This window comes from Oscillatoria sp. CS-180, assembly GCF_028330965.1.
Taxonomy (GTDB): domain Bacteria; phylum Cyanobacteriota; class Cyanobacteriia; order Phormidesmidales; family Phormidesmidaceae; genus Halomicronema.
Genome location: NZ_JAQMUB010000088.1, coordinates 25148 through 38325 on the forward strand (window position 1 = coordinate 25148; position 13178 = coordinate 38325).

Consider the following 13178-nt stretch of genomic DNA (forward strand, 5'->3'; position numbering starts at 1 on the left):
GGTGCTTAGCATAGGCCAGATAGCTCGCCGTCTTGTCCTAACGGAACTGGCGACGGCTATATGAAGCGATCGCTACACTCTCAACTTTCTTGGTTGAAGTTATACCAGTATTGATAACAGAACACTATTTACGAAGCTTGCAGATTAGCTTGCAATAGAGAAACAAGTTGTTGAGCTGTCGCAGCCGTCGAAAAATTCTCTTGGGTATGAATGTAAGCTTGATTTCCTCGGTTTAATAAATCATCAGGATTTTGGAGCGCATACGCTAGAAGCTTGGCCAAGTCATCAACGTTTTCTCGTTCAAAAGACAGGCCAGAAGGTCCGGCAACTTCGGGTAGACCACCTGCCTGAGCGACGATAGAGCAAGTACTCATAACAGATGCTTCCATCACTACATAGGGAGCTGGATCTTGAATACGCGATGGTACGACGAGTGCAAGGGACTTACTCACAATCGGCATTAATTCTTCTGGCAATAGCCGTCCCTTAAAATCCACTTGCTCACTCAAATTGAGGTCCTGTGCCAACTTTTTCATCTTTTCCATACCTGGACCATCACCAATAATACAAATACAGAAGGGGATAGCAGATGATTGCGCAATACGAGAGACGGCCATTAACAAGATATCAATTCCCTTATCATCAGCAATCCGGCCCACAAAAGTCAGCGTTAAAGGCGCAAGTAAATCCTCACGAGTTTTGACAGAGTTAGGCGAAATCGCAATGGGATTGTAGATAGTTTTGACAGGCCAGGGAAAATCGAGAGAGCGACCTAAGAAATCACTACAGGCAATATGAGAATCCCCGATACAAGCGGTAGCAACGCGAATTAAAAGACGCGAGTAATTGATTAGCGCAAACAGCTTCCATTTCAAAGGGATCCGCTTTTTAGGCCATAGTGATTTTATTTCATGCCAAAGACGTTGGCTAAAAGAGTAAGGGATATATTCTAGATGCGTTGTTTTATAAAAGGGAAAATGATACTTAATAACAACTTTCTTTCTGAAAATTTTGCATAGAATAACAAAACCAAGATGGTTTGAGTTCATATGAACAATATCACACCATTTGATTGCCGATATCCATGATTGAATGGAGTCTGTTTTTGTGGAAATAACTTTTGTCTCTGTATCTAACTGAGCTAATTCAGGTAGCAGGAAATTCACATAGGTCGTCACACCACTAATCTCTTCGCCATGACGATGCTGAATTAATATTTTCATGGCAATTATTTGAGTAATAGTTAGGCACTGTGCTGAATGTCTTTAAAACTTGAGGCTGCCCTGAAGTAAGCTTCTGAAAAATTTTTAGGAAATAATGCTGTAGTAGTCACCAGGTAGACTTTGGATTATGGATGCCGTTGTCAACTGAAATTTGCCCCCCCTTCGCGTGAAGACAATCCAAAGAAAACATCAACGGGCTGTCTTAGCTTGGGTTAATGTAAAATACTTTTCCTATTTACCTGGTATAGAAACATCTAGCAGGACAAATTAGTTGTCTAGTTATCATTCTTTTTACTCAAATCTTGCAGTTGTCCCGACATTGCCTGACTTGCCCCCCTGCCCCCCAAATTTGGGAAGTTCTGAGGTCGAAGTTCCCCAGAATTGGGGGATTTGGGGGCAAATGCAGGATGCCGATGTACTAGTTCAAGATCTCAGTTTTATCAATTAAATTGATAATGACAATAGCCAAGATGATGATTAGCCTATTTCAATCAGATGCTGACCTAAACGGACTGTGAACTGTGAACAGAATATGGCCTAATAGGATAATGAAACGTATCTGTGAAATGGTCATGATGCAACAGTTCCGACAGTGGCGAAGATGGTTGGTTCTAGGAATGGCGGTCATGCTGTGCTGGCTAGGGGGCGCTGGCACTGCTTGGGCAGGACTCAACGACGATCGCTACGACGGCAATATCTTTGCGCTGTATGCTGGCAACGGTTCTCTGGTGCCGCCACGGGTGACGTTGGCCCAATCTCTCAGACAAAAGAAACCCACGCTGTTGGTGTTCTATGTTGACGATAGTTCTGATTGCAAACAATTTTCTAGCGTCATCTCTCAGCTCCAGGCGCCATACGGGCGAGCGGCCAATTTTGTTCCCGTCATGGCAGACTCTGTTCCTCGCCAAGACCAAGACAGCTTTGCGCCTACTGAACCTGGGTATTACTTCGAAGGTTCAGTCCCCCAAACGGTTGTGCTCGACGAAGCAGGTACCGTCCGTTTGAACGAAACAGGGATGATCAGCTATGAAGCGATCGATGATGTCATGCGAGACGTTTTTGACTTGCTGCCTCGCTCCAAATCGGAAGAGCTGCGACGTCGGCGACCCATCAACGAACTCAACACTGAACTAGTCGAAGAGTCTTAGGGATCAACTCATTGTTGCTGTCGTTCTTCCTCTTTTTCCCGTGTGCTTTTCGCCTCGGCAGTGCGATCGCGAATCTCCCGTGCTTTTTGCTGAAGCGATTGAAAATAGTCCGTTTCGACAATATTCTTGACTTCCTTAGCCTTGCGCGTTTCGTCAATTTCGATCTTCAGGTCACGAATTTGCTGGCGCAGCCGCTGCTGCCGTGCAATAACCTCATTGAGCATCTTCTGAAAGACTTGCCCGAGCTGTCCTAACTCATCGTGACGTTTGACAACGTTGACAAGCTTGCGAGACTCCGCTTTGTCTAAATCCTCTAGGGTTTGAATATCGTCGGTAGCTAGCTTTTCAGAGAGCTTAGCCAACCCCTGCACGGGTCGAATCACCAGCGGTTTGAGCAGCGCATTGAGGCAGAGGAGGGCGATCGCGCAAATCAGAACGAACAGTCCCATGACGGAGGAAAATGACTGTCTTGCAGCTTGGAAAACTTCTTCAGCGGGGATGTAGACGACCTGGGTTCCCAAAACTTCATTTAACTCCCAATTGAACCCGTTTTCGCGGCCATACTGCGCCAGCATTGCTGGAGGAGCAGCTTCAGGAACGCTATGGCACTCTAAGCAAGAGGGATCTCGAATAATGATAGGTAGAGCGCTGTAAAAAACGAGACCCTGATCAGCCAGTTCGCGATAGCCTGATTTTTCTAATGCATCAGGCTGCTCAGCGAAAGCTGTAACCAGAGAGGTCTCGAAGGCATCTGCCAAATCTCGGGGATTGGTAGGATTTAAGACGGCTTCTTTATAGATGTAGTCAAAATCACCTTTAGCCAGACCCGCTTCCTGCAAAAGCTCAAAAACGCGACGGGCTGAATACGCTGGAATGGTCTCAGGCCAGAACACTTCAGAAGTTTCGTGGGCCTCTAGCAGAGGACGAACGTGCTGGTCAGTGTAGCGACGCACAGCCTGCATGGATTCCATCAGCATGACACCTTCAGCTGTGACCTGAGATTCGATTCGGTATTGCAAAACCTTAGCCAGCACAAATCCCCCTAGGGAGCTGCCAATGATGAATACCACTAAGAGAATAATCGTAAATTTAGGCGCAAGCTTTAGGCGATTAAACATGACCAACTCACCACTGGATAGGAAAAAGCCTAGGAAAAAATTGGGATAAACTAGGGTAGGCAGATGTTCTTCTGATCCTACAGAGCCTCCTTCAAAGTTAAGGATTGATCTGAATTCAACCTGAGAAATTCATAATCCTGGCTAAAAATGTAGGGCTAGTGCAAATGGCTATTTAATTTTCAGATTGAGTCGGCAGGCCTTCGCTGTTTACAGGCTATGGCCCCGCTTCTGGTCATGCTGAAACTTCTTCATCTCTTGCTTGGACCGTTTCTCAGGTGTTAGTTCGTGATAGCAGTGCGGACAGGCAATTCCTGGCTCGTAATAAGAGGTTGCTTTATCAGTTTCACTGATGGGGTGACCGCAGGCGTAGCACAAGTCATAGCTGCCTGGCTCTAATCCGTGCCGGACAGCAACTCGCTCGTCAAACACGAAGCATTCCCCCTCCCAAAGGCTTTCAGTTTCTGGCACCTCTTCGAGATATTTGAGAATTCCCCCTTTCAGGTGGTAAACCTCTCGAAACCCTTGCTTTAGAAGATAGGCAGTAGCTTTCTCACAGCGGATACCGCCTGTGCAAAACATGGCTACTTTCTTATGCTGTTGGGGATTGAGATGAGTCGTGAGATAGTCCGGCAGTCGTCGGAAAGCCTCAGTTTGAGGATTGATCGCCCCGTGGAAAGTGCCAATATTGACCTCGTAATCATTACGGGCATCGACTAACACAACGTCAGGATCGACAATCAACTCATTCCATTCCGCAGGATTGACGTAGGTGCCGACGTGTTGAGTCGGATCAATATCGGGTTGACCCAAAGTCACAATTTCAGGCTTGATCTTTACTTTCATGCGACCAAACGGATGATGCTCTGCGGTAGAAAACTTGACCGTTAAATCCGTGAAGCGAGGATCGGCTTTCAAAATTGCCAAAATCTGACTAATGTTGTCTCGTAGGCCTGAAACGGTTGCGTTAAGACCCTCTGGTGCCAGCAGAATGGTGCCTCGGATAGCGTAGTCATCACAAAGGGCTTGGAGCGATCGCCGCAGGTCTTCACAATTTTCAACCGCAACAAACTTATAGAACGTGGCTACAACAACAGTCATTTGATGTCAATCAGTGGCGCGATGGATAGGCAAGCGATTGTGACCCGTTCCTATCTTACAGACGATATTGTCGATAGACTTCAGCAGCAGCTCGATGAAGTAAGGAATGACGATAGACCAGGTCGATCATGTTGTCGTCATATCCGCCCCCAATCACACAGGCAACCGGATATCCTGCGGCTACACAGGTTGCCAAAACGGTGCGATCGCGCTCATAGAGTCCCGTATTGGACAACGCTAACTTGCCCAAGCGATCGCGCACGTGAATATCTGCCCCTGCATCGTATAGCACTAAATCTGGCTTCACTTGACTCAGAAGATCAGGTAAATAGGTGTGCACTTTGTGTAAATAGGCGGCGTCCTCTAAACCTTCAGCCAGCGGCACATCTAAGTCACTCGTTTGTTTTTGTCGAGGAAAGTTGACGTCGCAGTGCATAGAAAAGGTGAACACTCTTGGCTCTGCTTGAAAAATCCAGGCGGTACCGTCACCCTGATGGACATCTAAATCAAAGATAAGAATACGATTGACGTGCTGTTGCGTGAGAAGAATGCGAGCGGCGATCGCAAGGTCATTAAAAATACAAAAACCTGAGCCATAGGCTGGAAACGCATGATGTGTCCCCCCGGCAGTATTACAGGCAATGCCATGACTCATGGCCAGCTTAGCCGTCAGAATGGTTCCGCCAACTGCGGTACAGGTTCGCTTAACTAAATTAGGGCTCCAAGGCAGACCAATACGCCGTTGGGCTTTGGCGTCTAGAGTTCCAGTGCAATAGGCCCGCACATAGTCTGGCGTATGCACTTCTTCGATCCAGCTTTGGGGCGGTGCTCCCGGCTGATAAATCTGGTCGAGTGAAACAATTCCCTCTTGAATCAGGAGATCTCTCAACAAGCCAAACTTCGGCATCGGAAAACGATGCTTAGACGGCAGTGGTGCAACATAATCCGAGTGATAGACAACAGGTAGACCAGACAAGACAGTTGAAGGTTTTTCTCTCTATCCAAATTAACCCTTCTCGACTGCTTTCTCATCCTGCGCCTGCACTAAATATCCGCACCGATGCTCTCCCTGTGCTAACCAATGAGTTCTTTGCACAGAACAGTCGGGAAGAGCCATTTGAAACATTTCTAGTTCGTGGCCACAGACGCTCGGAAACGTTTCGGCAATGTGAGAAATCGCGCAGTTGTATTCAGTGATGATGTAGCAAGGAGCAATGGTGCGGACTTCATTGTCAGGGGTAACTTCGTGCCATTCCGCCATGTAGCCCTCGGCTTGACGCAGCTCTACTAGACGAGCTACTCGGTCAGCGAGTGCCCCAACGCCAACCAACCTGCGATACTCTTCAGCCTTGCGCTGCCACTGCTTTTGCAAAATGGTTTGAACTTGGTCTTTGCCCAGACTGTCGGCCATAGTGTCGAGCAGGGAAATGGCAAACTCGTCGTATTGGGCTGGAAAGCGATCGCGTCCTTTGCGGCTCAACCGATAGAGATAGTTGGGACGACCCATCCCTTCCTGTACAGCGCGATGTTCAATCAGTTCTTCCGTGGTCAAGTCCTTGAGATGACGACGAATTGCTTGGACGCTGACATCCAAGGGCTCAGCTAGGCTTTGGGCACTCGTCTCACCCTGCTTAAGCAAAGCTTGCAGAATGTCGTCTTTGGTGGAGGGCGGCTGTAGAGAAGACATGCTAGAAAACCGAATCAACGCCGACAGTCTGAAAAGTTATCTGCCACTTTAGCAACAAATCTGTTGCTTTACTTTGACAACATGAGTGTTGCTAAAGTACTCTAATACAAGTTGAACAACTTACAGGTTGTTTTAATTATAAGATTGAAAGGTTGATACGCCACTCCATCCAAAAAGTTCGATGAAAGACAACACTACAAATCAGGCAACTGAAAAGAACTTAGAGCTGATGCGAAATTTCGCACAGAGCTATGCTAAGCGTACTGGAACCTATTTTTGCGCTGATCTCGGCGTCACGGCTGTCGTACTGGAGGGTCTGGCAAAGCATAAGGATGACCTGGGTGCTCCCCTCTGCCCTTGCCGTCACTACGAGGATAAGGAAGCCGAAGCGAAGGCAACTTATTGGAATTGCCCCTGTGTACCTATGCAAGAGCGCCACGAATGCCACTGCATGTTGTTCTTGAAAGAAGACAATCCTTTCTCAGGAGATAAGCAGGAAATCTCTTTCGAAGAGATTCGTACTGAAACGAACAAATACTAGTTATTGGGTGCTTTGGTCGCCAAGGCTGACAGCTTTGGGTTGCGATCGCACCCCCCCCGCCCTTTATCGATACCCCTCAGTTTCAACCATGTCTACTTCCGTTCAGACACTCGTTAGTCAGCCCTACAAGTACGGTTTTACAACCGATATTGAGTCGGATACAATTCCGCGTGGCCTTACCGAAGATACGATTCGTTTGATTTCAGCCAAAAAGAATGAGCCTCAATTCATGCTGGATTTCCGGCTCAAGGCTTATCGGAAGTGGCTGACGATGGTTGAGCCTGTTTGGCCTAACGTTGCTTATCCAGCCATTAACTATCAGGACATTATTTATTATTCGGCTCCTAAGCAGCAGAAAAAAAAGCTGGCTAGTCTGGACGAGGCCGATCCTGCTCTATTGGAAACCTTTGAAAAACTAGGGTTACCGCTTTCTGAGCAGAAGCGCTTGGCAAACGTAGCGGTGGACGCAGTATTTGATAGCATTTCTATTGGAACGACTTACAAGGAAAAGCTAGCCGAGCATGGCGTCATCTTTTGCTCTATTTCGGAAGCCGTTGAGGAGCATCCTGAGCTGGTTGAAAAGTATCTGGGTAGCGTTGTTCCAGTGGGCGACAATTACTTCGCAGCTTTAAACTCAGCAGTTTTCAGTGACGGGTCCTTCGTTTACATTCCTAAAAACACTGAATGTCCAATGGACCTGTCTACCTATTTCCGCATCAATAACGGAGACTCGGGGCAGTTCGAGCGGACACTAATCGTTGCTGAAGAAGGGAGTTCGGTGACTTACCTGGAAGGCTGCACAGCTCCTATGTATGACAGCAATCAACTCCACGCAGCGGTTGTTGAGCTAGTAGCCCTAGATAATGCCAACATCAAATACTCTACTGTTCAAAACTGGTTTGCTGGAGACGCAAACGGCAAAGGCGGTATCTATAACTTTGTGACGAAGCGAGGTCTTTGTCACACCAATGCCAAGATCTCTTGGACTCAGGTGGAAACCGGATCAGCGATTACTTGGAAGTATCCTAGCTGCGTATTGCTGGGTGATAACTCAGTCGGCGAGTTTTATTCTGTAGCGCTAACGAACAACAAACAGCAGGCTGATACGGGAACCAAGATGGTTCATGTGGGCAAAAATACTCGCAGTACGATTGTGTCTAAGGGGATTTCAGCCGGTAATTCTAAGAACAGCTATCGCGGTTTAGTGAAAATGGGGCCGAAGGCAGCCGGAGCACGGAACTATTCTCAATGTGATTCCATGCTGATTGGTGACGCTTCCAACGCCAACACCTATCCCTATATCCAGGTTCAAAACAACACCGCCCAGGTAGAGCACGAAGCGTCAACTTCCAAAATCGGTGAAGATCAGCTCTTCTACTTTGCCCAGCGGGGTATTTCTCCGGAAGATGCCGTATCGATGATCATCAGCGGTTTCTGTCGCGAGGTTTTCAACGAGCTGCCCATGGAATTTGCTGCAGAAGCCGATAAGCTGATGGCATTAAAGCTAGAAAACACTGTGGGCTGAGCGCGATGGGTGTTACCTATGTCGAAATCGAGCTTGTCCGCGGAGATGACCTTGCTTTGGAAAGGTCAGGCTATCTCAACGCTGATCAAATCAACCGTATTTCTGTTTTGGCCCTGGTTGATAGTGGTGCGTCGATGCTGACGATACCTAGACTGCTGAGTCAAAAGCTCCAGCTTGCAAAACTAGACGAGGTCGAAGCAGAACTGGCGGATGGCTCCGTCATGCGGGCTGACGTCGTTGGGCCTCTAGAAGTCAGATTTCAAAATCGTAAAACGGTTGTCAACGCAGTAGTTGTTGATGCCGACACCGATACACTTTTGGGAGCAATTCCAATGCAAGGCATGGATGTTGTTATCGACCCGAAACGGGAGCAGCTAGTTGTCAATCCAGATAGCCCTGATACAGCCCGAATGCTGCTGAAATAACCTGATTCGGAATAATCCTTAACTAGATTGCTAGTCCATTGATAAATTTGATTGCCCGTCGTAGACAGTTGACTAAGCCATGATTAACGAGAACAGTGAAACCATCCTTTCTGTAAAAGACCTGCACGCTACCGTGGATGGAACAGAGATTCTAAAGGGCGTCAGCCTGGAAGTAAAAGCAGGTGAAATCCACGCCATTATGGGACTGAATGGCTCCGGCAAGAGCACTTTCTCTAAAGTTTTGGCAGGACATCCTGACTATGAAGTCACCGGCGGTCAGATTCATTTCAAGGAACAGGATATTGCTGAGTTGGAGCCGCACGATCGCGCCACTGCTGGCATCTTTCTTGCATTCCAATATCCCCTTGAAATTCCGGGCGTTAGCAATCGAGATTTTCTCAGGGTTGCCTTTAATGCTCACCGCAAGGCCAAAGGGGAGGACGAAATGGATGTCTTCGATTTTGATGACCTGATCGATGAGAAGTTAGAGGTTGTCAAAATGGACGCGGCATTTCTAGATCGCAGCGTCAATGAAGGCTTCTCAGGGGGCGAAAAGAAGCGCAACGAGATTTTGCAAATGGCTTTGCTAGAGCCAGCACTATCCATTTTGGATGAGACTGATTCTGGCCTTGATATCGATGCGTTAAAAACCGTTGCCAATGGCGTCAATCAACTGACCACTCCAGACAATGCCGTAGTGATGATTACGCACTACCAGCGTCTGCTGAACTACATCGTGCCTGATTATGTGCATGTGATGGCAGATGGCCGCATTATCACAACAGGCGGTAAGGAGCTGGCTGAGCGGTTAGAAAATGAGGGCTACGAAGGCGTTTTGACGGAGTATACCGTGGAGGGTGTAGCGTAATGGTGCATCCAGTTTCAGACACGAGTGCTCCAACTCAATTGTCTAAGCGAGAGCAGCGAGAAGCGTATTTTCAGGCATTGCTGAATACAGTACAAGCTCAGGTACCTGACGAGCTGTCGTATTCGGAATTGAGAGGGCGAGCCAGAGCAATCGTTAAGGAGCATACCTTTCCTTCAGCCAAAGATGAAGACTGGCGCTTTACAGACTTGAGTGCCATGCTGTCGATTCCTTTCACAGCGGCTCAAAGTCCAGCTGAAATAGACTTAGGGTCACTCGGTCCTGTGCAAATGCCTGAGGCGATCGCCCGCATTGTCTTCGTCAACGGACAGTTCAACGAAACCTTATCTGATGTCGGGCGTCTTCCCGTCGGAGTTGTCGTTGGTAGTCTGGCAGCTCTGCAAACAGGAACGGTCGGAGAAAAGCTAGCGGCTCGACTAGCGCGCTCTAACGGCAGTAATGAAGCTTTCACAGCTTTGAATACTGCTGGGTTCCAGGATGCCGCAGTCATTTGGGTACCGCGCAATCAAGAGGTTGAGCAGCCTGTTCAAGTTGTCTATCTCTCTGTCGGTCGAGCTGAACCGGTCATAACCAGTCCCCGCTGTTTGGTCGTGGCTGAAACAGGCAGCCAATTGACTCTAGTTGAAGACTTCTACGGCGCTCAAGACCGTGACCATTTCAACAACAGCGTCAGTGAGATTTGGGTCGACGACAATGCCCAGGTATCTCACGTTCGCCTACAGCGGGAAGGGACTGGGACCTTCCACATTGGCAAGACAGTCGTTACTCAAGACCGCGACAGCCGCTACACCCTCATACCGATTACGCTCGGCGCACGATTGTCTCGACATCATTTAGAGGTTTACCAGTCAGGACCTCAAACGGATACCAATCTATATGGCTTGACGGCGATCGCAAACACTCAGCTAGCGGATACCCACAGCCTGATTGCCATGAGTCACCCCCATGGAACGGCTGAACAGATTCATAAATGTATTGTTGATGATGCCGCTCACTCAGTTTTCAACGGTAAGGTTTGGGTATCCCGTGAGGCTCAGTTGACCAATGCCAGTCAGCTCAACCGCAACCTGCTGTTGTCCAACAAGGCGCGAGTCGACACCAAGCCCGAACTGGATATCGTCGCTGATAATGTTAAGTGTGCCCACGGAGCAACGGTCAGCCAATTAGACGACAACGAAGTGTTTTATCTGCAAAGTCGGGGCATTGATGCTGAAGCTGCTCAGCGAATGCTAATCTCTGGGTTTGCACTTGATATCACTAGCCGCATTCCGATTCCATCTTTGGAACAGATGCTTTCAGAGAAAGTCATCCAACAAGCCCGCCTTTAGAACTAGTTGGTACCATTGCTCGTTAACCTTTAAACATCCCCTATCTGATTTCACAACGTCCCCTCATGACACTGGCTCAAGAACTTACCCTCGCTGCTAAAGTCCGTGCTGATTTCCCCATCCTCCATCAGGAAGTCAACGGACATCCTTTGGTGTATTTGGACAATGCCGCCACGTCACAAAAGCCCAGGGCAGTCTTGGACGTTATTCAGCAGTATTACGAGAGGAATAATGCCAATGTTCACCGAGGCGTTCACGCTTTGAGTGCGCGGGCTACGGATGCCTATGAAGCGGCAAGAGACAAGATTGCGGCCTTTGTGAATGCAGCATCCCGAGACGAAATCGTGTTTACTCGCAATGCTAGTGAGGCGATTAACCTCGTGGCGTATACGTGGGGAATGAATACGCTACAGGCTGGGGACGAAATAATCCTGTCCGTTTTGGAGCACCACAGTAATTTAGTGCCTTGGCAGTTTGTGGCCCAGCGCACAGGTGCTGTCCTTAAGTTTGTGGGACTAACTGACACCCAAGAGTTCAATTTAGATGAGTTGCGATCGCACCTCTCTGACAAAACGAAACTCATCGCGACCAATCACGTCTCCAACACCCTGGGATGCATTAATCCGGTCACAGAGATCGTCACTCTAGCTCAGCAGTATGGTGCCAAAGTTCTGATTGATGCCTGTCAAAGTACGCCTCATATGCCGTTGGATGTACAGGCATTAGGGTGTGACTGGTTGGTGGCTTCTGGACACAAAATGTGTGGTCCCACAGGAGCGGGGTTCCTGTATGGAAAACTGGATTTACTGCAATCCATGCCACCCTTTATGGGAGGGGGTGAGATGATTGCTGACGTCTTTTTAGAGCATTCTACCTATGCTGAACTGCCCCATAAATTCGAAGCCGGGACGCCAGCAATTTCTGAGGCGATCGCCCTGGGAGCCGCTGTTGACTACCTCAACTCAATCGGCATGGACAAGATTGCCGACTATGAGCACGAGCTGACAGCCTACTTATATCAGCAACTTAATCCTATTCCTCAGGTAAAGCTATACGGGCCGCAGCCCCAAGCTGACGGTACAGGACGGGCGGCGATCGCAACTTTCACCATAGACGGTATTCATGCCCAAGACCTGTCAACTCTGCTGGACCAATCTGGTGTTGCCATTCGCTCTGGACATCACTGTACCCAGCCTCTCCACCGCATTTTGAACGTGAGTTCCACTGCCAGAGCTAGCCTCTATTTCTACAACACTCGTGAAGAAATCGACATATTTATCACAGCATTGAAAGAGACTATCGATTTCTTCGCTAGCGTCTTTGACGACGAATAACCCTACCTACGGAATGAGTCTAGATATCCTACGTTATCTGTCCTTTTGCTCCTTCAGTTGCGCTTCCAATTCGGCTAATCGAGCCTCCGCTGCTTCTGCTCGTTGCCGTTCTTGTTCAGCCCGCTGCTCTGCTGCTTCCGCTCGCTGTTCGGCCTGCTGGCGAGCGAGAGCTTCTTGCTTCACAGCTTGCGCTAGCTCTCCAGGAATCAACAGTTTTTCATCAGTGTCTTCGCGATAAAAGCCGATGAGCTGTCCTTCAACCTGTAACCGCAGTCGAAGTGCTTCACTCTGACCATCGGTAATTGGGTAATACACACCTCGCTCTAAGCGATAGCCTTCAAGCTGTTGCCCTATCCACTCACCTTTGGGATCAAACAGCCAGTATTCTTGAACACCTAGCTGCTCATACAGCATCTTTTTGAAGCTCTTGTCCTGGTCTTGAGTACCCTTTGATGTCATCTCGAAAATGACACTAGGGACCTGACCTTCTTCCCAGATTTTGTAGTTGTCTCGGGGACCTGGCTCAACATCGAAAATGACCATAACATCGGGTGCAACCCGTAGCTTTGGCATGCCTTGAGAGTAGTAGAGGAACTGGTTAGCAAGGACCATAGCGGTCTGTCCATCCAGATATTGCCGCAGCACTTCCAGCGTGGTCAACAAAGCATAGAGATGCACAGACGTTTCAGCCACGGGTTCTCCGTCTGAACTGGGATATTCGATCGCAGGAATCGGGACTTGATTAGGGGTTGCAACCATACTGAATGTCCGCTCACTGGCGAATTGCTTGAACTAATAGCGGATAGCAAAAGGTAAAGGGATAAATCTCATCCTTTACACAGAATAGACTCTGACATTTCTGACT

The 13178-nt window shown here is 48.3% G+C and carries 13 protein-coding genes; 7 read left to right on the forward strand and 6 right to left on the reverse strand.

Translation table 11 applies throughout. The features are described 5' to 3' along the window. Positions 1-128: 128 nt before the first annotated feature. The gene (locus PN498_RS22150; RefSeq protein ID WP_272065591.1) at positions 129-1223 is read right to left on the reverse strand and encodes a glycosyltransferase family 4 protein; all 1095 of its coding nucleotides are present in this window, start codon (positions 1221-1223) and stop codon (positions 129-131) included. 572 nt (positions 1224-1795) lie between these two features. Here PN498_RS22150 and PN498_RS22155 point away from each other — a divergent pair. Beyond that, positions 1796-2371, forward strand: a complete 576-nt coding sequence (locus PN498_RS22155) for a thylakoid membrane photosystem I accumulation factor (protein WP_442951441.1) — start codon at positions 1796-1798, stop codon at positions 2369-2371. A gap of 8 nt (positions 2372-2379) precedes the next feature. Here PN498_RS22155 and PN498_RS22160 read toward each other — a convergent pair whose 3' ends face one another. The 4 genes from PN498_RS22160 to sufR form a co-directional block, all read right to left on the reverse strand. Next, complete coding sequence (locus PN498_RS22160) at positions 2380-3489, reverse strand: Tll0287-like domain-containing protein (RefSeq protein ID WP_272065592.1); 1110 nt, start codon at positions 3487-3489, stop codon at positions 2380-2382. Between the two features lie 207 nt (positions 3490-3696). After that, positions 3697-4587 (reverse strand): oxygen-dependent tRNA uridine(34) hydroxylase TrhO, encoded by an 891-nt coding sequence (trhO, locus tag PN498_RS22165; RefSeq protein ID WP_272065593.1) that lies wholly within the window; start codon positions 4585-4587, stop codon positions 3697-3699. 55 nt (positions 4588-4642) lie between these two features. Then, on the reverse strand, positions 4643-5563 hold the full coding sequence (locus PN498_RS22170) for a histone deacetylase family protein (protein ID WP_272065594.1): 921 nt from the start codon (positions 5561-5563) through the stop codon (positions 4643-4645). A 30-nt stretch (positions 5564-5593) separates the two neighbouring features. After that, positions 5594-6274 carry an iron-sulfur cluster biosynthesis transcriptional regulator SufR gene (gene sufR, locus PN498_RS22175; protein ID WP_272065595.1) on the reverse strand — a complete coding sequence of 227 codons (681 nt, stop codon included), beginning with the start codon at positions 6272-6274 and terminating at the stop codon, positions 5594-5596. Between the two features lie 181 nt (positions 6275-6455). Between sufR and PN498_RS22180 the strand changes: the two genes are divergently transcribed. The 6 genes from PN498_RS22180 to PN498_RS22205 all read left to right on the forward strand — a co-directional run bounded on the left by PN498_RS22180 (position 6456) and on the right by PN498_RS22205 (position 12313). Next, positions 6456-6815 carry a ferredoxin-thioredoxin reductase catalytic domain-containing protein gene (locus PN498_RS22180; RefSeq protein WP_272065596.1) on the forward strand — a complete coding sequence of 120 codons (360 nt, stop codon included), beginning with the start codon at positions 6456-6458 and terminating at the stop codon, positions 6813-6815. 88 nt (positions 6816-6903) lie between these two features. Then, the gene (gene sufB / locus PN498_RS22185; RefSeq protein ID WP_272065597.1) at positions 6904-8340 is read left to right on the forward strand and encodes a Fe-S cluster assembly protein SufB; all 1437 of its coding nucleotides are present in this window, start codon (positions 6904-6906) and stop codon (positions 8338-8340) included. A gap of 5 nt (positions 8341-8345) precedes the next feature. Further along, a complete protein-coding gene (locus PN498_RS22190; protein ID WP_272065598.1) occupies positions 8346-8765 on the forward strand; it encodes a retroviral-like aspartic protease family protein in 420 nt (139 codons plus the stop codon). A 79-nt stretch (positions 8766-8844) separates the two neighbouring features. Beyond that, on the forward strand, positions 8845-9633 hold the full coding sequence (gene sufC / locus PN498_RS22195; RefSeq protein WP_272065599.1) for a Fe-S cluster assembly ATPase SufC: 789 nt from the start codon (positions 8845-8847) through the stop codon (positions 9631-9633). Continuing rightward, positions 9633-10979 (forward strand): Fe-S cluster assembly protein SufD, encoded by a 1347-nt coding sequence (gene sufD / locus PN498_RS22200; protein WP_272065600.1) that lies wholly within the window; start codon positions 9633-9635, stop codon positions 10977-10979. Before sufC ends, sufD begins: the two co-directional genes overlap by 1 nt. A gap of 65 nt (positions 10980-11044) precedes the next feature. Then, positions 11045-12313, forward strand: coding sequence for a SufS family cysteine desulfurase (locus PN498_RS22205; protein WP_272065601.1), 1269 nt, complete (start codon positions 11045-11047; stop codon positions 12311-12313). Between the two features lie 33 nt (positions 12314-12346). On the opposite strand, the gene PN498_RS22210 is transcribed toward PN498_RS22205, so the two are convergent. Then, positions 12347-13072 (reverse strand): Uma2 family endonuclease, encoded by a 726-nt coding sequence (locus tag PN498_RS22210; protein WP_272065602.1) that lies wholly within the window; start codon positions 13070-13072, stop codon positions 12347-12349. Between the last annotated feature and the right edge of the window lie 106 nt (positions 13073-13178).